Origin of the sequence: Bradyrhizobium sp. CIR48, from assembly GCF_014198315.1 — a bacterium.
GTDB lineage: Bacteria > Pseudomonadota > Alphaproteobacteria > Rhizobiales > Xanthobacteraceae > Bradyrhizobium.
In genome coordinates, this window is record NZ_JACIHG010000002.1 from 300,691 (window position 1) to 321,284 (window position 20,594).

Here is a 20,594-nt window from a genome sequence, read left to right on the forward strand (position 1 = left end):
CCTAGCGGCCGAAGGCCGCTTCGAGCGGCCCTTTCGGCATGATGACGTCGAAGGCGACATCGAATGTGACGAACATGATCGCCGTGAACACAAGCGCGGTGAGCAGCGACTTCCACAGCGCGATCTTGCCGACGAGGCGCATGAAGCCGGAGATCAGCAGGAAGCTCGCGACATAGAGGCCGAGGAACTGCATCACGAGGCAGAACAGCAGCGTCGGCACGAACACCGCCATGACGCGGCGGGCCTGTGCGCGCGTGACGAAGGTTCCGGACGCCGCACGCCGCGCCAGCAGCGCCACGATCAGGCCGTAGAGGCTGCCGCCGCCGAGGATGACCGAGAGATAGAACGGAAAATAGCCGGGTTCGGGCCCGGTCGAATCCCAGGACGCGCCGGTGCGCCAATTGTCGTAGCCGAGCGTGACGGCCAGCGCGAGCAGCAGGAGGCAGACGACGATCTCGATCGTGCCGGACGAGACGACGGAGGGCGAGTCGTCTTCAGGCGCGGTCGGATCGTCGACGACGATTTCTAGATCGGTTTGGGACATGCTCTGTTAGGGACGGAGTTCGTTCAATTCCCCCTCTCCCCGCGTGCGGGGAGAGGGTTGGGGTGAGGGGGAGCCTCCACAAGGACGGTGAGAATCGGACTCGCGGAGAGAGCCCCTCACCCCAACCCTCTCCCCGTGAGAACGGGGAGAGGGAGAAAGAGAGAGGGACGACTACTTCGCGACGAATCCGGCTTCGGTCATCAGCGACTTGTTGATGGCATCGTCCTCCTCGAGGAACTGCACCATATCCTTGCCGGTGAGGAAGATCGGCTTCAGCGCCTGCTTCTCCATGTAGTCCTTGTACTCGGCGGTCTGCGTCACCTTGTGAAACAGCTCGACATAGAACGCCTGCTGCTCGGCGGTCACCTTGCCGGGCAGGAACATCGCGCGCAGCATCAGGTACTGGACGTCGACCCCCTCCTCCTTGCAGGTGGGGATGTCGGCCCAGGACTGGGTGTCCGTCACCTTGCTGGTGTAGGAGATGCGCTCCTTGTCGAACACGCAGAGCGGACGCACCTGGCCGGCGCGCCACACTTCGAGATTTTCCGATGGATTGTTGACGTTGGCCTCGGTGTGGTTGCCGACCAGCTGGGTCGCGGCCTCGCCGCCGGACTTGTAGGGCAGATAGGAGAATTTTGCGCCGGTCTTCTGCTCGAGGAAGACGGTCAGCACGTGGTCCTCGCGCTTGGAGCCGGTGCCGCCCATCTTGAACGGCGCGCTCGCCGCCTTCGCGGCCGCGACGAATTCCTTCACCGTCTTGGGGCCCGCGCTGTTGTCCCAGAGCACGAACTGGTCGAGCGCGACCACCGAAACCGGGGTCAGCTCACGCCAGTTGAACGGGATCTTGGCCGACAGCGGCAGCATGTAGATCAAGGAATAGGCGATCAGCACCTTGTTCGGGTCGCCCTCGCTGGACTTCATGTACATCAGCGCTTCCGCACCCGAGGCACCGCCCTTGAGCGAGACGACGATCGGCTGCTTCATCAGATTGTTCTTCTGGATCGCGGCCTGCATCATCCGCGCCATCTGGTCGGAGGCGCCGCCCGCGCCCGCCGCCACCACGATCTCGACGGGCTTTGCCGGCTCCCAGCCTGCAACAGCCGGCGTGCCGCAAAGCGCGACTGTCAGCGCAATCGCGGCCTTCATTCCATGTCCCACGGGCGTCTTCCCTATGTTCTTGTTCGGATTGGAAATTCAGAGATGAATTCAACGACCATTGTGCTGGCGAATCCGGCCAAGTTCAAGCCATCCGACGTCATCCCCGTTATGACTTTGGAATGAGATGACGCAACGCAAAAAAGCGGGCTCCTTGCGGAGCCCGCGCCTTGAGGCCTGGAGCTCGGCCCGCTGTCTACACGACCAATATGTCGTGCTGATTGAGCAGCACGCCGTTCTGGACGCTGACTACGGCGACCGCCGCGCCTTGCGTCCCGTCGGCGCTGTAATAGAGCGTCTGGTTGCCGGTGTCGAAATGGAATTGGGAGAAACCCGAGAACACATCGTCGCCTGATGTCTCGAACGTCACGTCCATCCCTGCCGTCAACCCGCCGCCGAAGCTGCTCGCGGAGACGGCGATGCGGTCGTGCTCGGTGGTGTTGTTGAAGTCGCCGATCGTGCTCGGACCGGATGGCTGGAGGAAGGCGAAGGTGTCGTTGCCACCGCCGCCGGTCATCGCATGGCCGCTGGCCGTGGCGATCAGGACGTCGTTGCCGCCGCCCCCGCTCATGGTCTCGCTCCCGTTGGTCGCGATCAGGATGTCGTCGCCGCCGGTGCCGGTCAGCGCGCTCGCGCCGGCCGTGTTGTTGATGATCGTTGCCGTGACCGCATTGGACGAGGTCGTTCCGTCGGAGGTGGTGTAGCTGAACGAGCCGCCGAGCGTCCCGTCGTCGGTGAAGAAGGCGTCTCCGAACGCGAAAGCACTGCCTCCCGAGCTCGTCGTGATACTGCCGAGCGAAAGATGGTCGATGGTGTCGGGGTCGGTGTCGTTCAGGGCGAGAGCCCAGCTGGGGATCTGGACCGTCGCATTGGTGCCGACATCGGTGATCACGGTCTCGCTGACCGCCGTCGGCGCATCATTGGTGCCATTGATGGTGACGGTGACATCCTGCGTGGTCGAGCCGCCATTGTTGTCGGCGATCGTCACCAGATAGTCCTGGGTCAGCGTCTGCCCCTGCGCCAGGAATTGGATGTCGGCATTGTCGACCGTGAAGTGCCAGGCGAGCGACCCGGCGCCGCCGGCCTCGCTGATGGGATCGAGCGAGAACGTTCCGACATAACCGCTGCCGTTCGGCACGAAGCTGGCGCTGTGGGTATCCCCCGTCTCGGCGTCGGAGAACGACAGCGAGCCCGCCGTGGATTCGGTGGCGGGTCCCGTCGCCGGGCTGACGCTGACGGAATCGAGGATCATGCCGGTGTCATTGTCCTCATAGGAAAATTGCAGCAGCGTGGATGACAGCACGCCGTCGCCGAGCACATCGAAGGAATAATGGTTGACGCCGGCCGGCACATTGCTGAGCGACAGGATCGTGGCGCCGTCCCACGATACCGTGAACGGGGCACTGACGCTCTCGGGATCGCCGATGACGTCGAAGCTGACGAAATAGTGCTGGCCAGGCGTGGTCGCGACGTTCTGCGACAGCGTTTCCGGATTGCTCGTCGGCAACAGCTCGACCGAGTAATGGCCGAAGCTGCCGCCGAGCTCGAGCTGCGCGACGTGGATGTGGCCGCCGCCGCTCACCGTCCAATTGGCTAAATTGCCGGTCTCGAAATCGCCGTTGAGGATCACCGGCGGCCCGGCGTCCTCGGTGACCGCTCCGCTGAGGTTGGCCGCCGTAACCAGCGGATTGTCGTTGGCGCCGGCGATGTCGAAGGTGATCGTCGTCGAGGCCTGGTGGCCCTGGCCGTCATCGACAGTGAAGGTGAACTGGTCGGTGACATTGTCGCCGGCGAGCAGCGCGTCGACCGACGCATCCGCGACATAGCCGTAGGAGCCATCGGCGTTGAGCACCAGCGTTCCATGCGCGCCGGCGACCGAATTGCCGACATTGGCGGCGCTGCCGTTGACCTCGGTGATGGTCCGCGGCGTGCTCTGATCGATCGGCTGGGTGACGTCGAAGATGGCGCCGGTGGCGATACCCGTACCGGCATCGGGGCCCGCCGTGTCGGACGCCGCGATCGTCAGCGGCGTCAGGACCAGCGGATCAGCCGCGCCGTCGATGGTCACGGTGACGGTCTGGACCGAATTGATAAAGCCGTCCCAGACATTGACATCGTATTGCACCGTCAGCGTCTCGCCGACGCTCAGGAAGTCGAGATCGGCGTCGGGAATGCCGAAAGTCCAATCGATGCTGCCGATTCCGGTGCCCGTGGAATCATGCAGCACCGTTGCGAGCGCCGATTGAAGGTCGACCAGCGTCTGCGCCGGGGCGGCAAAGCTATTGGCCGACCACACCGCCGAATTCAGCACGACGCTGACGGAATGCGTGTCCGACAGATCGACGTCATTGAAGCTCAGCGTTCCCGTCGGCACCGGGCTTGTGGTGTCGGGCGATTGCGATCCGGTCACGCCGGGCTGCTCGGACAGCGACGCGGATTGCGGCCCGCTGGTGATCACCGGCGCGTCGTTGGCGCCGGTGATGACGACGGAGACGGTCTGCGTCGAACTGGTCGAGCCGTCCGCGACCTTGATGTTGTACGTCACCGTCAGCGTCTCGTTGAACGCGAGATAGTCGAGATCGTTGTCGGCAATCGCAAAGTTCCAGTCGATGCTGCCGGTGCCCGTGCCCGTGGAATCGTGCAATGTCGTCGTCAGCGCCGCTGCGAGATCCGCCTGCGTCGCGGCGGGCGGCGTTGGGCCCGAGGTCGAGTCCAGCGTAACCGTCACCGTGTGCGTATCGCTGGTGTCCTGGTCGGTGAAGGCGAGCGTGCCCGCCGGGATCGTCGGCGTCGTGTCCAGGACCGGGGAGCCCGTCGTGGCGTCCTGCTCGGCGACGGTGGAGGATTCCGGACCGCTCGTGATCACCACGGGCTGGTTGACCCCGAGAACGGTGATGGTGACGTCCTGGGTCGTGGAGCCGCCGTGACCGTCGTCGACCGTGACGTGATAGACGAGCTTGAGCGTCTCGCCGCCGTTGAGGAAATTGGCGGAGGAATTGGGAAACGCGAAATTCCAGTCGACCTCGCCGATCAGATGACCGGTCGAATCCTGAAGCGCGGTGCCGAATGCGGCCAGCAGCTGCGCATTGGTCAGCGGGATCGCTCCGCCGCCCGAGCGGGTCGCAGTGACCGTCGTCGAGACGGTGTGCGCGTCGGCAAGATCGATGTCGGTGAAGAGCAGGCTGTCATGTGCGGTGAGATTGCCGCCGGGGTCGACATTCTGATCCTCGACGAGCGCAGCCGATTCCGGGCACGACAGGAAAAATGGCCTGTCGTTGGTGCCGACCACCGTCACGCTGACCGTCTGCGTCGATATCCCGCCGGCATGGTCGTCGAGCTGCACCGTGTAGGTGATGTCGAGATGCTGTCCCGCCGCAAGATAGTCGAAAGCGAGATCGGGCGCGGAGAAGGTGGTGTTGATGGTGCCGGTAGCCGAGCCCGAATTCTTGACGACGTTGTCGACGTGATAGAACGACATCAGCTCGGCGTTGCCGAACGCGCCCGGCAACAGGCCCGCGGTGGCACCGGAGGCGGAGACGCCGATCACGGTCGCGGTGTGCCCGGTGTTGGCGAGGTCGTCATCGGTGAAGTTGAGCGCGACGTGAACCGTGTCGGGCGAGAGCGACAGCGTCTGGTTGGCCTGCTCGGTGACTGTCGCCGCCGTGGTCATGTTGATCACCGGCTTGTCGTCAGTACCGGTGATGGTGATCTTGACGGTCTGGATGGCGAAGCCGCCGTAGTTGTCGAAGACCTTGACGTCATAGATCAGGACAAGCGTCTGGTTCTTGGCCAGGAAGTCGAGATCCTGGTCCTGGTCGCTGAAACTCCATTTGAGCTGCCCCGAGCCGTTTGAATCGCTCAGGATCTGCGATTGCATCGCGGTCTGGAAATGCGCAAGCGAGGCCGCCGGGACGATCGTTCCGCCCGAAACCACCGCGGAATGCAGCGTCGCCGACGTCGTATGGGTGTCGGTCCTGTCGCTGTCCCTGAAGCTCATCGTCCCGGACAAAGTGTGCAGCGTGGTTGAATCGTTGAGGTTGGCAAATTCGGTGAAGCTGCCCGTCGCGGATGACGAGGTGAAAACCGGCGTGTGGTTGGTCATGGAAAAATCCCTGCCTGCGTTGCCATGGAGGCGCCGCCGCACGGGGGCGCGGCGACGTGACTGATCGGTCTGAGAAATCAGACGAGACTCAACGGTCTTGCATCAAAGCGTTGGCTTAGGGTCTTGATCTAGGAGCGTGGGCTTGTTCGCGAGGCCGTGCCCGGGATGGTTGGCAGCAATGAAATTGGCGCGGCTCGCGTCGTGGAAATTACGTCGCTATGTCTTCAGTTCAATTTCAGTTCAATGACGTCCGGTTGCAGGACGGTCGGTCAGAACGCTTCGCAGAGTTCACGTCAATTCAATTGGACTTAAAATCACTTGCTGGCCGGCCTGTCGGCACGAGGAATACGAGAAGGCATCATGCAACCTCTGCGATCTTATGCCTGAGCTCGTCGCGCCGTCAACGTGGACGCGTAACCGCAGACGCGCGCAACTTCGGTTCCGGCGGGCGGAACCGCTTGAAAGATTTGTGACAATTGCAATTGCGCGGGGCCCGCTGACGTTGGCTTCCGCCGGCCGCCCCACCTGGGTCGCATACTCATTAATTTGTTGCCGCAGAGAAAACCTCGCCCACGCTGTGAAAATCCGGCTATGAGCTATTCTTGCCTTGCGACTTTCGCCAGAGAGCGTCGGTAGTGCATAGCAACAACGCCGTTGCGCAGCGGCTTCGCCGAAACCAATTCGAGCTGTCGCGCGCTCGGCAAGCCGCTCTCGTATAGAGTGGGGCCGTGGCCGACGATCCTGAGGTGAACGAGGAACTTGTACTCGTCGATCAAATTCAGCCGATCCAGCTCAGCCGCGAGCTTGCCGCTACCGAGGAGCACGCCCGCCGGGGTCGCATCCTTGAGATTCTGCACGCCTGTTCGCAGATCACCGGCGATGTGGTGGCTATTGTTCCACGGAAAGTCGTTTCGCGTTGACGACACCACGTATTTCGGCTTGGCATCCAGTTTAACCGCCCACTCGCGCATCGGCGGCGGCACCTCCGCTTCGCCGCGGGCGACCGCTGGCCAGTAGCTCTCCATCATCTCGTAGGTGACGCGGCCCCACAGCATCGCCCCACTCCCGTCCATGAGGCGAGTGAACACGGCGTGTGTCTCGTTGTCGGCGATTCCTTCTTGGTGGTCGACACAGCCGTCTAACGTGACGTTGGTGCTGAAGATCAGTAGTCCCATGCGACAAGCATATAATCTTCCGATGCCGTAGTCACGCGGTTGAGTTTGAGTGGAATGTGATCAAGCCGCTTTTGCCGAACAAGGCGCGGGGCGTTCCGAGGGTCGATGACCGGCGCGCGCTGAACGGTATTCTATCAGCTAAGCTGGGGTTCGCCTTTCACGCACATCGCAACACGATACGACAGGTACGCTTCAGCTTACCTCGCTTTTGCAAAGCTTGGTGCTATCCGGCTCTGGCTCAGGTTTTATGGGTCCGCAGCCTAGGGCGTGTACTAATAAATCCGCGATGTCCGCTTATCCCCCGGCAGAGCGAAGAAACGGACATTGCACGAGGTCCGAGAAGGGCCAAATCCGGACAGCGCCCCGATCACAACAGCGAAACAGTCGGCAATCAGTTCTTACAAGGCCGATCAATCGTCTACGCCAAAGTCCGTCAATTTCCAGCCGGATTCATCCTTAGCGAAAGAGTAGATGATCGAGTCGCAAAAAGCAGAGTAAGTAACCACCCCCTTGGGGGATGTGTCCTTGACAGGCTTCTGCTTGGCAAGACACGCCCGATGCGCAGGTCTGAAAGCACCCTTCCAGATCACAGGAAACTCCGCCGCTCGCCGCAGATCCTGGTAGAGGACAGGATATTTAATCATGTCCGATACGGCCTTCTGGTCGCTCTTGCCGACCGCAGCTTTGAACTGCGTCCAGAACGTTGTGAAACCGTCATCGCTCCCTGCCGCCAGCCCCGGTCCCGCTGATGTTAGCAAACCAGCTACAAACAGCGCCCCGCCGATGACCGGTCCGATCCAATTCATTTTAATCTCTCCAGCGTCCACTATCGGACTTGAGACCAGCCGGGCACCAAACTCGCGACATCTGTCGCAGGAGAGAACTTGTAGGTTCACAAGGAAAGGTCGCCTGATCTACAACTATCAACTCGGATATTGCTGCTCGAGTGGCCTCAGAAGCTGAAAGCATCAGGTCCGCTTCGGGTCAGAAGCTGCCGTCACGCAACATGCCGAGATTGGTCAGCTAAGGGCCATAAGGCGACATTCCCTGCTTAGTGTGATAAGCAAGCACCTCAACTGCGAGGTGCATATGACCGACCAGAAGGAAATTGAACGCAATTGTCCTGAATGTGACGGGACCGGCCAAGACAGGGGCATGCATCCGGTTCGCTTAGGCGAAAAGCATGAGTTTCGTCCCTGCACGAAATGTGGCGGATCGGGGAAGATCAAAGAAGCCGCCGACTGAGGGCGCTGCCCGATGAGTTCGTTGTCATGTTAAAAACGCGGAGCAATCGGCCCGCTCAGTCCGTAATGGTCGAGCGAGTCGTTCAGTTAGTCAAAGTGGCGTCCAGTCTACTCCTCACGGCCGATATCGAGACGTAGGGCGGAGTGGCTGCGATGGGCCATCCAGACATCGCCGATGGGTATAGGATCAGCGTCCACCCGGAGAACGGCAAGTGGCCCGAATAACATCCTTCGTATGGATCCTAACGACTATCATTATCATTGTGGTCGCCACTCCACGACCGGCTCTGGCAACACCGGAAGCGTCTGCATGCGGATACCTCGCTGGTCTAATCGATAAGGCACCGCCAGGGCCCTTGTTCTTGCCCAGCTATCCGACCGTGGACTCGGGACCTCTGCGTGGCGCCGCATACCTTTACGACAATGCGGTGGCCGCCATCGCATTGGTCGGTTGCGGTGAGCGAGACAAAGCACGTCGCATCGGCGCGGCGATTCTCTGGGCCATCGACAATGACCGGACCTGGCATGATGGACGGCTCCGGAACGCTTACGCCGGGGGTGTGGTGGCGAATGGCCCTATCAAACTTCCGGGGTGGTGGGACAACACGCAGAACAAGTGGTTAGAGGATCGATATCAGGTGGGCAGCGATAACGGTAACATCGCATGGGCCATGTTGGCGTTGCTGTCGATTGATGATGTGAACACCGGCTCTCGATTCCGCGATGGTGCAGCACGGCTTGGCACCTGGGTCGCGCAATGGGCCGACAGGCGCGGGACTGGCGGTTTCACGGGGGGGACGTTTGGGCACGAACCGACGCCCGAGTTGCGGACATGGAAATCGACTGAACACAATACTGACCTAGCCGCCGCGTTCGGCCTTCTTGCAACCCGTACAGGCGATTCGCGCTGGCGTGACATGGCAACAGCTGCTGAGCGCTTCGTGGATTCGATGTGGGATTCGGCATGCGGCTGTTTCGCCGCAGGCACCGCCGAAGATGGTGTCACGCGCAATCCGATTTTGGCCCTTGATGCTCAAGTCTGGCCGTTAACGGCGCTCCCCGGAGCGGCCAGGAGATTTGCATCGGCCGTTACGACCGCCGAACAGCGAATGAGAGTCGACGAGGGCTTTTCTTACGGTGAAGACCGAGATGGTGTGTGGACCGAAGGGACAAGCCAAATGGCTCTCTTGCTGAAATTGCTCGGCAGGACTGCGGAGGCAAAATCGTTGGTCGCTGTCATCGAATCCCAGAGGTCGCCGGATGGCGGGTTCTATGCCACAAGTGTCCGAGCGCTACCGACCGGGTTCATGCTGGATACCGATCCGGCCAAGCCACGACTCTATTTCCGATTGCCACATCTGGGCGCTGCTTCGTGGGCTGCTCTTGCAGAACGGGGATTCAATCCCTTCACGGCGACAAAGGGACTTCCGTAGTTGAACCGCAGTGGCGCCCGTCCAGGTCCGCTTTGGGTCAGAAGCGGCCTAAGCAGGCGTCGTCGTGAAGGTCAGCTACCGGCCAGAAGCAGTCAATGGCTCCCTTAACCGAGGTGCCGCTTATTGATCTTCGGCTCAGTCGTTCGTGCTACGGTTTTTCGACCGGAGGGCACTTATGCGAAAGGTCATCTTCTATCTGGGTTTCGGCGCTGTAGCATTGTTTTTGATCGTAGAGCTTGTCCCAATCATATCGAATGATGGATGCGAGCAGCGTTGGAAAAAGGCAGGCTTTTCCGCTCGCTATTTGATCGGAAGCGGATGCACGGTGAACGTCGATGGACGTTGGGAGCTCGAAGGCAACCTCCGAATTAACGTAATCGAGCAGCCACGCTAAATCGCCATCGGCGCAGCGAACACATGGGGTTGTCCCGGACGGAAAGTGTCCGCTATGGGTCAAAGCCGGCAACGCTCTGATTGAGCAGAAAATTTCTGCTTAGATCTCAAAGCCGACGTCTGCGCCTTTATGAGTACACGCCCTAATATGGCGCAGCCGGCCAAGGACGCGGGCTACTTGCCCTTCCAGTTCGGCGTGCGCTTGTTGAGGAAGGCGTCCATGCCCTCGCGAAAATCTTCGCTCATATAGGCTTTCAGGATCAGGTCCTCGCCCTCTTCGCGCGACAGCGTGCGGCGGATGCGGCGCACCGCTTCCTTGGTCGCTTCCAGCGTGAGCGGCGCGTGGCTGGCGACCAGCTTTGCGGTCTCATCGGCGCGGCGCTGCAGCGTCTCGACGTCGGGCACGACCTCGTTGAGGAGGCCAAGCGCCAGCGCCTCCGGCGCCTCGACGAGCCGCGCCTTGAAGATCAGATCCTTGGTGCGGGCGGGTCCGACCAGCGCGACGACGCGGCTGATGTTCGACATCGACAGGCAGTTGCCGAGCGTGCGCGCGATCGGAAAGCCCATGCGCGTCGTCTCGGTGCCGATGCGCAGGTCGCAGCAGGCCGCGATGCCGGCGCCGCCGCCGGTGCAGGCGCCGGCGATGGCCGCGATCACGGGCACGCGGCACTGCTCGAGCGTGCCGAGCACGCGGTCGATGCGCGCCTCGTAGTCGAGTGCGTCCTGCGCCGTCTTGAACGCACGGAATTGGGAAATGTCGGTGCCGGAGGCAAACGCCTTGTCGCCGGCGCCGGTCAGGATCAGCGCCTTGATCGAACGGTCGGCGTTGATCTCCTGGCAGATCTCGGCCATGCGATCATACATGGCGAAGGTCATTGCGTTGCGCGCCTGCGGGCGGTTGAAGGTGATCCGCGCGATGCCGTCCTGGACGGAGTAGAGCAGGTCCTCGTTGGCAGTCGTCGGTGCGTTCATCGCGCGCTCTCTTCTTCTCTAGGTCGGTTCAGGCCAGTTGAGTCGCCAGGCCACCCGAGCCTTTAAGCCACCTGAGCCTTGGTCATCGGCACCACGTCGCGTCCCTTCAGGACGTCCATGGCCGCCAGGACGCCGCCGCTCCGGTGCGGAATCTTGGCGAGATCCAGGCCCATCTCGACGCCGGCGAGCGTGCCCATCAGCATCAGATCGTTGAAGTGGCCAATATGGCCGATGCGGAACACCTTGCCCTTGACCTTGTTCAGGCCGGTGCCGAGTGACATGTCGAAGTTCTCCAGCACAACCTTGCGGAAGGCGTCGGCGTCGTGGCCATCAGGCACGCGCACGCCGGTCAGCGCCGGCGAGTGTGCAGCCGGGTCGGCGCACTGCGTCTCCAGGCCCCAGACCTTGATCGCCGCACGCGTCGCCGCGCTGTGGCGCTTGTGGCGGGTCCAGACGTTCTCCAGCCCCTCCTCTTCCAGCATCTTGACCGCTTCGCGCAGGCCGTAGAGCAGGTTGGTGGCGGGCGTATAGGGGAAGGTGCCGAGCTTGTTGAAGTTGATGACTTCCTGCCAATCCCAGTAGGAGCGCATGCCGGGGTTGGCCTTGGCCACGGCCAGCGCCTTCTCCGAGACGGCGTTGAAGCCGAGTCCGGGCGGCAGCATCAGGCCTTTCTGGGAGCCGGCGACCGAGACGTCGATGCCCCAGGCGTCGTGCTCATATTCCATCGAGCCGAGGCCGGAGATGGTATCGACCATCAACAGCGCCGGATGCTTGACGCGGTCGAGCAGCTTGCGCACCTCCAAGGGCGGCGTCACGCAACCGGTCGAGGTCTCGTTGTGCACGACGCAGACCGCCTTGATCGCGTGCTGCTTATCGGCGACGAGGCGCTTCTCGATCTCGGCGAGGTCGGCGCCGTGGCGCCAGTCGCTCGGGATGAAGTCGACGTCGAGCTTGAACTTGTCGGCGATGCCGCGCCACAGCACGGCGAACTGGCCGGTCTCGCACATCAGGAGCTTGTCGCCGGGCGCGAACACATTGACCATCGCCGCTTCCCAGGCGCCGGTGCCGGACGAGGGGAAGATGATCACGGGCTGCTTGGTGCGGAACACCCGCTGCATCGAGGCGAGAACCGCAAAACCGAGCTCGGCGAACTCCGGACCGCGATGGTCCAGCGTCGGCATGTCCATCGCCCGCAGCACCCGGTCGGGCACATTGGTCGGTCCTGGAATCTGTAAGAAATGCCTTCCAGTGTGCACGGTCATCGGCGTCCTTCCCGGTCTTTGAGGCTTGTCTCGACGTGAGCGTCGGGGGCCCGAATTCGGGGCTCCCGCGAGCCGCTCGCATATCACTATTCGCCGGGCTTGTCCCTCGCCCGGCGAGGTCCGTCAATGCACAAGAAGCAGGGCTCGCTTGCCAAGGGCCGTGACGGGAGGCAAGACGGTGCCGGCGAACAGGCGAAAGCGGACCATGGCGGCGGAAGTGGCTGGAAAATCACCGGAATCGGCTCAAAAGGGCAGCCTGGCGGCACGCCTGGCCCGGGAAATCACCGGCGATGTCCTGTTCGACCGCTTCAGCCGTGGCCGATACGCCACCGACGCCTCGTTCTACCAGATCGTGCCGGCCGGCGTGGTCGTGCCCAAGACCATGGACGAGGCCTTGCTGGCACTGGCGATCGCCCGCGACGAGGGGCGCAAGGTCACCCCGCGCGGCGGCGGCACCTCGCAATGCGGCCAGACCGTCAATGACGGGATCGTGGTCGATCTGTCGAAACACCTGAATCGCATCCTCTCGCTCGACGTTGAGGGCCGCACCTGCGTGGTCGAGCCCGGCATCGTGCTCGACGATCTCAACCGCCAGCTCAGGAAGCATGGCCTGTGGTTCCCGGTCGACGTCTCCACGGCCTCGCGCGCCACCATCGGCGGCATGGCCGGCAACAATTCCTGCGGTGGGCGCTCACTCCGCTACGGCACCATGCGCGACAACACGCTGTCGATGGAGGCCGCCCTCGCCGACGGCACACTGAGCCGTTACGGCGAGGTCTCGCGCGATCTCTCCGACCTCGACGCAAACGACAGCGCGCGCGCCCTGTTCCGCGACATGCTCGATCTCGGCACGCGCGAGGCCGACGAGGTCGCGACGCGGTTTCCCAAAGTGCAGCGCCGCGTCGGTGGCTACAATCTCGATGCGCTGGTGCCGCGCAATGCGCGCAACAACATGGCGCATCTGCTGGTCGGCTCCGAGGGCACGCTGGCATTCACCACCAAGGTCGAGCTGAAGCTGTGGCCGGTGATCCGCAACAAGGCGCTGGGCGTCTGCCATTTCGGCAGCTTCTACGAGGCGATGGACTCGGCCCAGCACCTCGTCAAGCTGAAGCCAATCGCGGTCGAGCTGGTCGACCGCACCATGCTCGCGCTCGGCCGCGACATCGCGATGTTCCGCCCCATTATCTCCGCCGCGATCAAGGGCGATCCGGACGCCGTGCTGGTGGTCGAATTCGCCGAAGAAGACCAGGCGGACAACGTCCTCCGTCTCAAACAGCTCGGTGAGCTCATGGGCGATCTCGGTTTCGGCTGGACCAACGACACGCGCAAATGGGGCGGCGTGGTCGAGATCACCGAGCCGGCGCTGCAGAGCGGCATCGCCGATTTCCGCGCCGCCGGCCTCAACGTCATGATGTCGATGAAGCAGGAGGGCAAGCCGGTCTCCTTCGTCGAGGATTGCGCCGTGCCGCTGCCGCACCTCGCCGACTACACCGCACGGCTGAACGAGGTGTTTGCGAAGCACGGCACCAGCGGCACGATGTATGCGCACGCCTCCGAGGGCTGCCTGCATGTGCGCCCGGTGCTGAATTTGAAGCTGGAGAAGGACGTCAAGGCGATGCGCGCCATCGCCGAAGAGGCCTTCGCGCTGGTGCGCGAGTACAAGGGCTCGCATTCCGGCGAGCATGGCGACGGCCTGGTGCGCTCCGAATTCCACGAGACGATGTTCGGCGAGCGTCTGGTCGCCGACTTCAGGGAGGTGAAGCAGCGCTTCGATCCCGATGGCGTGCTCAATCCCGGAAAGATCGTCGACGCACCGAAGATGGACGACCGCTCGCTGTTCCGCTTCAAGCCCGATTATCGCGTCGGCGAGCTGAAGACGAAGCTCGACTGGTCGGCTTATCCCGGCGCCGGCGGCGGCTTCCAGGGCGCGGTCGAGATGTGCAACAACAACGGCGCCTGCCGCAAGCTCGAGGGCGGCGTGATGTGCCCGTCCTATCGCGCCACCCGCAACGAGAAGGACGTCACCCGCGGCCGCGCCAACACGCTGCGCCTTGCGATCTCGGGCCAGCTCGGCCCCGGCGCGCTGTCGTCCGACGAGATGATGGAAACGCTAAAACTCTGCGTCTCCTGCAAGGCCTGCCGCCACGAATGCCCGACCGGCGTCGACATGGCCAAGATGAAGATCGAGGTGCTGGCCGCGCGCGCCGCCTCGCACGGCCTGACATTGCGCGACCGCCTGGTCGGTTATCTCCCGCGCTATGCCGGCCTCGCATCGCGGCTGGCGCCGCTGGCCAATTTGCGCAACCGCAGCCCGCTGCTCCGAAAGCTGCTCGAGCGCTTCGCCGGCATCAGCGCGCGCCGCGCCCTGCCCGCCTTCCGCAGCGACGTTTTTGCGCCGGCGGCTGACGTGGTCGGGCCCGTCGATGGCCGCGAGGTCGTGCTGTTCGCCGACACCTTCAATCGCATCTACGAGCGCGAGAACCTCGATGCCGCCCTGCGCGTGCTCACGGCCGGCGGTTATCGCGTGCATCTGCCGAAGGCGCTGAGCGGCAGCCGCCCGCTCTGCTGCGGCCGCACCTTCCTCTCTGCCGGCCTCGTCGATGAAGCCAGGGTCGAGCTCGATCGTCTCGTGGCCGCGTTCGCGCCCTTTGCCGCGCGCGGCGTGCCGATCGTCGGTCTCGAGCCGAGCTGCCTGTTGACGCTGCGCGACGAGCTCGCCTCGCTGCGCAAGGACAACGACGCCAAGGCGGTCGGCGCCCATGCGCTGACCTTCGAGGAATTTCTGGTGCGCGAGGCCGAGGCCGGCCGGCTGCAACTGCCGCTCGGCACCGTCGCTGAGAAGGCCGTCGTGCACGGCCATTGCCATCAAAAATCCTTCGGCGCCTTCAAGCCGGTCGAGCAGGTGCTGCGCCTCGTCCCGGGCCTTGCGGTCGAGACCATCGAATCGAGTTGCTGCGGCATGGCCGGCGCGTTCGGCTATGGCGCGGACACTTATGATGCCTCGATCGAGATGGCCGAGCTGTCGCTGCTGCCCGCCGTGCGGCGCGCGGACCTAACGACTCTCGTCGTTGCCGACGGCACCTCCTGCCGCCACCAGATCCATGACGGCGCCCGGCGCGAGGCGCTTCACGTCGCGCGCGTGCTGGCGATGAGCCTTGATCATGCCGAATCCAATTCCTCAACCAACTCAATCGCAAAGGAAACCAGCCATGGCTGACCTCACCCTCGACACCGCCCGCAAGATCCTCGACGCCGCCTTCGCGAAGGCCGGCGAACTCAAGCTGAAGCCGCTGGTCGTCACCATCCTCGACGCACGCGGCGTGCTCAAGCTCGCCGCGGCGCAGGACGGCACCAGCCTGATGCGCGGCGAGATCGCCCACGGCAAGGCCTACGGCGCGCTCGCCATGGGCATGGGCTCACGTGCCCTGTTCCAGCGCGCCCAGGAGCAGGCCTTTTTCATTGACGCCGTGAACACCATCGCCAAGGGCGCGCTGGTGCCGGTCCCCGGCGGCGTCCTGATCATGGACGGCGCGACGCTGCTCGGCGCTGTCGGCGTCTCCGGTGACACCTCAGACAATGACGAGGCCTGCGCGGTGGCGGGTATCCAGGCGGCGGGGCTGAAGCCGAACGCGGGCTGACATGCCGTAGGATGGGTTAGCACTGTGGGCGCGCAAAGCGCGACCCGCAGGGCGTAACCCACCTCTTCTTTCTCTGCGGCAGCAGAAGCGGTGGGTACGCTACGCTAACCCACCCTACGAGTTGCGAGCGCCCCTCACCTTCCCGTCCAGACCGGCTTCCGCTTTTCGCTGAACGCCTTCAGGCCTTCCTTGGCGTCCTCGGTCATCGCGAGCAGCGCGATCTGGCTTTCGGTGTAGGCGATGCTCTCGTCGAACGACATCGAGGCGATGGCGCGCATGGCGTATTTGCCGCGGCGGATCGCGGTCGGGGATTTGTCGACGATGCGGCCGATCAGCCAGTCGACCTTGGCATCGAGCTCGGCGGTGGGCACGACGTAGTTGAGCAGACCCGCGGCTTGCGCCGTCTTCGCATCGAACGGCTCGCCGGTGAGCGCCCATTCGTTGACGAGCCGCGGCGGCGCGATGGACTGCAGCAGGCTCAGCACCTGCATCGGGAACACGCCGACCTTCACCTCCGGCAGGCCGAAGACGACGTGATCGGCCGCCACTGCCATGTCGGTCATGCAGAGCAGGCCCATCCCGCCGGCCATGCAGACGCCGCCGACCCGCGCAATCGCCGGCTTGGTGGCGTTCTGTGACAAACGTAACAGATCGGCATAGTCGACATTTGGTTTGGAATGATCCATCGCGAAAGCCGCGCCGGAATTCTGTAGATCGGCGCCCGCGCAGAACGCCTTGTCGCCCGCGCCCGTCAGCACGATGACGCGGACGTCCTTGTCGTCGTGCGCGTCGCGATAGCCTTCGGTGATGCCGGCGATGACCTCGCCGTTCAGCGCGTTACGTTTCTCCGGCCGGTTGATGGTGATCCAGAACGCCTGCCCGCGCTTCTCTGTGATGATTGCTGTGGTGTCGGTCATGGTACGCTCGCTTCCTTGCCATCCATTTTGCAGCCATTTGCGGCAGGACGGGCGGCGCACGCAAGGGCAATCTGCAACACCGTGTCACCATAGCGTGTGGGCGCAAATTCGCTTGGTGATTGAATTGCGGGTGACGGCCGTTATCCTGACTGGAGATTTTGATCACCGATGAGCCATTTCATGCGCGCCGCGATGATTTTGTTGCTGACAGGCTTGCTCGTGCTGGGCGCAGCGCCCGCAAGCCACGCGGCCGATGCCGCGAAACTGGCGCTGGTGATCGGCAATGCGAGATATCCTGACAACGAGTTCGTGCTGAACGAGGTCGCCAACGACATCCAGGACGTCACTGAAGAATTGAAGCGCGACGGCTTCGTCGTCGACCGGCAGAACAATCTCACGGCCGACGCCATGCGGCAGGTGCTGGATCGCTTCTATGCCCGGATCGAACGTGGCGCGGTGGCGCTGATCTTCTTCGACGGTTTTGCCATCCAGTCGAACCGGCAGACCTATTTGCTTCCGGTCGACGCCCAGATCTGGACGGAGCCGGATGTGGCGCGCGACGGCTTCAGCCTCGACAGCATCCTCGCCGAGATGAACACGCGCGGCGCCGCGATCAAGATCGCGCTGATCGACGCCTCGCGCCGCAACCCGTTCGAACGGCGCTTCCGCCGCTATTCGGCGGGCCTTGCCCCGGCGATCGCGCCGAGCAATTCGCTCGTGCTCTACTCCGCCGCGCTCGGCGCGGTCGCGGCCAGCGGCAAGACCGAGCACGGCCTGTTCGTCGCCGAGCTGCTGCGCGAGATGCGTGCGCCGAACATCAGCGCCGAGCAGGCCCTGACCAACACCAAGAACGGCGTCGTCGCCGCCACCAGGCGCGAGCAGGTGCCGTGGCTGTCGTCCTCGCTCACCACGGAATTCTCGTTCGCAGGTTCGGTGACGCGGCCGCCCGACAACAAGATCGGCGACCCGACCAGGCCGGAGCCTCAGAAACCCGAGCCGCAGAAACCGGTCTGCGAGGTGCCGCAGGCAGAGCCCGCCCCGAGCGCGGACGATCTCGCCAGGGATCCGGTCATCGCCGATCTCAGCCGCAAGATCGTGGCGAACGCCAATGACGTTGCCTCGCGTTACAAGCGCGGCCAAGTCTACGCGATCAAGCGCGCCTATGCACCCGCCATGCAGGATTTCGACCTCGTGATCCGTCGCAATCCTGGGGATGGCGAGGCGCTCAACAATCGCTGCTGGACGCGCGCGGCGAGCGGCGATCTGCAGGGCGCGCTCGCCGACTGCAATCTGGCGCTCCAGGTCGATCCCGGATTGAGCGATGCGCTCGACAGCCGCGGGCTCGTCAACCTCAAGCTCGGCCGGACCACTGAGGCGATCAAGGATTACACCGACGCGATCCAGCGCAACCCGCGCTCCTCATCGTCGCTGTTCGGCCGCGGCATCGCCACCCGCAAGAACGGCGGCGACGGCGCCACCGATATCGCGCAGGCAAAGTCCATGAACCCGAACATTGCGAAGGAGTTCGCGGGCTACGGCGTCACCGAGTGCAGCCCCTAAGGGGTGGCCGCTTTCCTGATCCAGACCTTGTTGTCGTGGAACGCGGCCCCGCCGATCGGCGCCACGGCTTCGGCGCCCGTCAGCATGTTGATGCCGCGCCCGCCGATATGGTTCTTGTTGGGATGAACGGACTCCGCGATCAGCACGCCGCGCCGCACGCCGTCGAACAGCGTCGCCACCAGCGTGGTCTCGCCGCGGGGGTTGCCGAGCGTCACCGCATCGCCGTCGGCGATGTCGAGCGCGGCGGCATCCAGCGGATGGATCATCACGCTCGCCTTGCCCTCGCGTGCCTGCGAGGACGGCGTCTCGTTGAAGGTGGTGTTGAGGAAGCTGCGCGAGGGGCTGGTCGCGAGCCGGAACGGATGGGCCTGGTCGGTGTGCTCGATCACCGCCCAATGGTCCGGCAGCGACGGCATCTTGTCGAAATCGCCCATGGTCACGCCGAACGGCGGATGCGCCCAATCGGCCCTGAAGTGGAATTTCCCGTCGGCATGGGCAAACCCGTCGAGATAATGCGAGGTGCGGAAGTCCGGTTGCAGATCGCGCCAGATGTCGGCCTCGAGGCCGCCGATGTCGCCGTGGTTGCTCAGCCTCAAGGTCGCGTCGATCAGTTCGCGCGGCGTCATCTCGAAACCCTGATGTCTGGCGCCGAGCCGCGGCGCCAGAGCCTGCAGGACCTCGTGGTTGGAGCGGCATTCGCCGGGCGGGTCGATCAGCTTCGGCCCGACCGAGATGTGCTGGTGGCCGCCGCCGTAATAGAGATCGTCATGCTCCATGAACATGGTGGCCGGCAGCACGATGTCGGCCATTTGCGCGGTCTCGGTCATGAACTGCTCGTGCACCGCGACGAACAGATCCTCGCGCGCAAAGCCTTGCCGCACCAGCGCCTGCTCCGGCGCCACCGTCATCGGATTGGTGTTCTGGATCAGCAACGCCTTGACTGGCCCCTTGCCGCGCAGGGCCTCGGCATCGCCGGTGAGGATACGGCCGATCTTGGACTGGTCGAGCGCACGGATGCTCTGGTCGATGGCGTCGTGGCCCTCGATGATGGATTCGTTGAAATGCCACAGCGCGTAATTGTTGAAGAAGGCGCCGCCGCCCTCATACTGCCAGGCGCCGGTCACCGCGGGAATGCTATTTGCCGCATGCATCTGGGTCGCACCATTACGGCTGCGCGTAAAGCCGTAGCCAAAGCGGAAGAAGGTGCGCTTGGTCTCGCCAACCGCTTTCGCGAAGGCTTCGATTTCGGCCACCGGCACCCCGCAAATCGCGGACGCCCATTCCGGCGTGCGCGTCTTCAGATGCGCCTCGAGCTCGGCCGGGCAGTCGGTGTATTTGTCCATGTAGGCGCGGTCGGCGTAGCCGTCGCGGAACAGGACATGCATGACGCCGCAGGCGAAGGCGCCGTCGGTGCCGGGGCGCAGGATGATCTTGATGTCAGCCTGCTTCATAGTCTCGTTGTCGTAGATGTCGACCGCCGCAATCTTCGCGCCGCGCTCCTTGCGGGCGCGGGAGGCGTGCGTCATCACATTGACCTGCGTGTTGACGGGGTTGGTGCCCCAGATCACGACGAGGTCGGACAGCGCCATCTCGCGCGGGTCGACACCGGCGATCTTGCCGGTGCCGATCGCGAATCCGATGCGCGCGACATTGGCGCAGATGGTCTGATAGAAGCGCGAATATTTCTTCACATGCGTGAGACGGTTGAGACCGTCGCGCATCACCAGGCCCATCGTGCCGGCGTAATAATAGGGCCAGATCGATTCCGCGCCGAACTCGCGTTCGGCTTGATTGAAGCGATGCCCGATCTCGTCCAGCGCCTCGTCCCAGGAGATGCGCGCGAATTGCCCCGAGCCCTTCGGCCCAATGCGGCGCATCGGAAACGTGACCCGCTCGGGGTGATGTATGCGCTCGGCGTAGCGGGCAACCTTGGCGCAGACGACACCGGCCGTGTAGGTCTGCTTTTTCGAACCGCGGACACGGCCGATGCTGCGGCCTTCGACCACCTCGACATCGAGGGCGCAGGCCGAGGGGCAATCATGCGGACAGGTCGAATGGCGGATTTCGATTTTGGCGTGCTGGTTCATGTCCCAGTTCGTAACACCAAAATACCAGCCAGCCGAGCGCATTTATCCGGCACGGCCCATGCGATTTGCTCAAAGCGCGCGCGCCGCGGGTTCCTGCTGCAAGCGCGAAGGC

The 20,594-nt window shown here is 63.6% G+C and carries 15 protein-coding genes and 1 pseudogene; 7 read left to right on the plus strand and 9 right to left on the minus strand.

The genetic code is table 11. The features are described from left to right. Nucleotide 1: 1 nt before the first annotated feature. From GGD66_RS07775 to GGD66_RS07790, 4 genes are all read right to left on the minus strand, one after another. Nucleotides 2-544 (minus strand): tripartite tricarboxylate transporter TctB family protein, encoded by a 543-nt coding sequence (locus GGD66_RS07775; RefSeq protein ID WP_152102644.1) that lies wholly within the window; start codon nt 542-544, stop codon nt 2-4. Between the two features lie 171 nt (nt 545-715). After that, on the minus strand, nt 716-1,690 hold the full coding sequence (locus tag GGD66_RS07780; protein ID WP_165637466.1) for a tripartite tricarboxylate transporter substrate binding protein: 975 nt from the start codon (nt 1,688-1,690) through the stop codon (nt 716-718). 205 nt (nt 1,691-1,895) lie between these two features. Further along, nucleotides 1,896-5,801 (minus strand): S-layer family protein, encoded by a 3,906-nt coding sequence (locus GGD66_RS07785; RefSeq protein WP_183257313.1) that lies wholly within the window; start codon nt 5,799-5,801, stop codon nt 1,896-1,898. 596 nt (nt 5,802-6,397) lie between these two features. Next, on the minus strand, nt 6,398-6,976 hold the full coding sequence (locus GGD66_RS07790) for a dihydrofolate reductase family protein (protein WP_183257314.1): 579 nt from the start codon (nt 6,974-6,976) through the stop codon (nt 6,398-6,400). A 14-nt stretch (nt 6,977-6,990) separates the two neighbouring features. Here GGD66_RS07790 and GGD66_RS42165 point away from each other — a divergent pair. Beyond that, a pseudogene (locus tag GGD66_RS42165) lies at nt 6,991-7,112 on the plus strand (IS5/IS1182 family transposase); the annotation flags it as partial. A 274-nt stretch (nt 7,113-7,386) separates the two neighbouring features. Here the strand turns inward: GGD66_RS42165 and GGD66_RS07800 are convergent. Next, nucleotides 7,387-7,782: a hypothetical protein gene (locus GGD66_RS07800; protein WP_183257315.1), complete on the minus strand. Its 396-nt coding sequence runs from the start codon at nt 7,780-7,782 to the stop codon at nt 7,387-7,389. Between the two features lie 283 nt (nt 7,783-8,065). Here GGD66_RS07800 and GGD66_RS07805 point away from each other — a divergent pair, with 283 nt between their 5' ends. The 3 genes from GGD66_RS07805 to GGD66_RS07815 all read left to right on the plus strand — a co-directional run bounded on the left by GGD66_RS07805 (nt 8,066) and on the right by GGD66_RS07815 (nt 10,047). After that, on the plus strand, nt 8,066-8,221 hold the full coding sequence (locus tag GGD66_RS07805; RefSeq protein WP_183257316.1) for a hypothetical protein: 156 nt from the start codon (nt 8,066-8,068) through the stop codon (nt 8,219-8,221). Between the two features lie 427 nt (nt 8,222-8,648). Further along, on the plus strand, nt 8,649-9,653 hold the full coding sequence (locus tag GGD66_RS07810) for a hypothetical protein (protein ID WP_312014100.1): 1,005 nt from the start codon (nt 8,649-8,651) through the stop codon (nt 9,651-9,653). Between the two features lie 175 nt (nt 9,654-9,828). Next, nucleotides 9,829-10,047 carry a hypothetical protein gene (locus tag GGD66_RS07815; protein ID WP_183257318.1) on the plus strand — a complete coding sequence of 73 codons (219 nt, stop codon included), beginning with the start codon at nt 9,829-9,831 and terminating at the stop codon, nt 10,045-10,047. A 173-nt stretch (nt 10,048-10,220) separates the two neighbouring features. Here the strand turns inward: GGD66_RS07815 and GGD66_RS07820 are convergent, their stop codons facing one another. Both GGD66_RS07820 and GGD66_RS07825 read right to left on the minus strand, forming a co-directional pair. Then, the gene (locus GGD66_RS07820) at nt 10,221-11,018 is read right to left on the minus strand and encodes an enoyl-CoA hydratase/isomerase family protein (RefSeq protein WP_018319275.1); all 798 of its coding nucleotides are present in this window, start codon (nt 11,016-11,018) and stop codon (nt 10,221-10,223) included. A 62-nt stretch (nt 11,019-11,080) separates the two neighbouring features. Further along, a complete protein-coding gene (locus tag GGD66_RS07825) occupies nt 11,081-12,280 on the minus strand; it encodes an alanine--glyoxylate aminotransferase family protein (protein WP_018319274.1) in 1,200 nt (399 codons plus the stop codon). Nucleotides 12,281-12,485: 205 nt separating this feature from the next. On the opposite strand from GGD66_RS07825, the gene GGD66_RS07830 reads away from it, so the two are divergent. Further along, nucleotides 12,486-15,497: an FAD-binding and (Fe-S)-binding domain-containing protein gene (locus GGD66_RS07830; protein WP_183257319.1), complete on the plus strand. Its 3,012-nt coding sequence runs from the start codon at nt 12,486-12,488 to the stop codon at nt 15,495-15,497. Continuing rightward, nucleotides 15,490-15,918, plus strand: a complete 429-nt coding sequence (locus GGD66_RS07835) for a heme-binding protein (protein ID WP_018319272.1) — start codon at nt 15,490-15,492, stop codon at nt 15,916-15,918. The genes GGD66_RS07830 and GGD66_RS07835 overlap by 8 nt, the downstream gene beginning before the upstream one ends. A gap of 134 nt (nt 15,919-16,052) precedes the next feature. On the opposite strand, the gene GGD66_RS07840 is transcribed toward GGD66_RS07835, so the two are convergent. Further along, on the minus strand, nt 16,053-16,835 hold the full coding sequence (locus GGD66_RS07840) for an enoyl-CoA hydratase/isomerase family protein (protein ID WP_183257320.1): 783 nt from the start codon (nt 16,833-16,835) through the stop codon (nt 16,053-16,055). Nucleotides 16,836-17,003: 168 nt separating this feature from the next. Here GGD66_RS07840 and GGD66_RS07845 point away from each other — a divergent pair, with 168 nt between their 5' ends. Continuing rightward, on the plus strand, nt 17,004-18,395 hold the full coding sequence (locus GGD66_RS07845) for a caspase family protein (RefSeq protein ID WP_183257321.1): 1,392 nt from the start codon (nt 17,004-17,006) through the stop codon (nt 18,393-18,395). Here the strand turns inward: GGD66_RS07845 and GGD66_RS07850 are convergent. Next, a complete protein-coding gene (locus GGD66_RS07850; RefSeq protein ID WP_183257322.1) occupies nt 18,392-20,482 on the minus strand; it encodes a molybdopterin oxidoreductase family protein in 2,091 nt (696 codons plus the stop codon). The two genes, GGD66_RS07845 and GGD66_RS07850, sit on opposite strands and share 4 nt — an antisense overlap. Nucleotides 20,483-20,594 lie beyond the last annotated feature (112 nt).

Excerpts from the sequence above, each read along its gene's own strand:
- GGD66_RS07775 (WP_152102644.1), bottom strand. The coding sequence starts at position 544 with ATGTCCCAAACCGATCTAGAAATCGTCGTCGACGATCCGACCGCGCCT.
- GGD66_RS07780 (WP_165637466.1), bottom strand. The coding sequence starts at position 1,690 with ATGAAGGCCGCGATTGCGCTGACAGTCGCGCTTTGCGGCACGCCGGCT.
- GGD66_RS07785 (WP_183257313.1), bottom strand. The coding sequence starts at position 5,801 with ATGACCAACCACACGCCGGTTTTCACCTCGTCATCCGCGACGGGCAGC.
- GGD66_RS07790 (WP_183257314.1), bottom strand. The coding sequence starts at position 6,976 with ATGGGACTACTGATCTTCAGCACCAACGTCACGTTAGACGGCTGTGTC.
- GGD66_RS07800 (WP_183257315.1), bottom strand. The coding sequence starts at position 7,782 with ATGAATTGGATCGGACCGGTCATCGGCGGGGCGCTGTTTGTAGCTGGT.
- GGD66_RS07805 (WP_183257316.1), top strand. The coding sequence starts at position 8,066 with ATGACCGACCAGAAGGAAATTGAACGCAATTGTCCTGAATGTGACGGG.
- GGD66_RS07815 (WP_183257318.1), top strand. The coding sequence starts at position 9,829 with ATGCGAAAGGTCATCTTCTATCTGGGTTTCGGCGCTGTAGCATTGTTT.
- GGD66_RS07820 (WP_018319275.1), bottom strand. The coding sequence starts at position 11,018 with ATGAACGCACCGACGACTGCCAACGAGGACCTGCTCTACTCCGTCCAG.
- GGD66_RS07825 (WP_018319274.1), bottom strand. The coding sequence starts at position 12,280 with ATGACCGTGCACACTGGAAGGCATTTCTTACAGATTCCAGGACCGACC.
- GGD66_RS07830 (WP_183257319.1), top strand. The coding sequence starts at position 12,486 with ATGGCGGCGGAAGTGGCTGGAAAATCACCGGAATCGGCTCAAAAGGGC.
- GGD66_RS07835 (WP_018319272.1), top strand. The coding sequence starts at position 15,490 with ATGGCTGACCTCACCCTCGACACCGCCCGCAAGATCCTCGACGCCGCC.
- GGD66_RS07840 (WP_183257320.1), bottom strand. The coding sequence starts at position 16,835 with ATGACCGACACCACAGCAATCATCACAGAGAAGCGCGGGCAGGCGTTC.
- GGD66_RS07845 (WP_183257321.1), top strand. The coding sequence starts at position 17,004 with ATGAGCCATTTCATGCGCGCCGCGATGATTTTGTTGCTGACAGGCTTG.
- GGD66_RS07850 (WP_183257322.1), bottom strand. The coding sequence starts at position 20,482 with ATGAACCAGCACGCCAAAATCGAAATCCGCCATTCGACCTGTCCGCAT.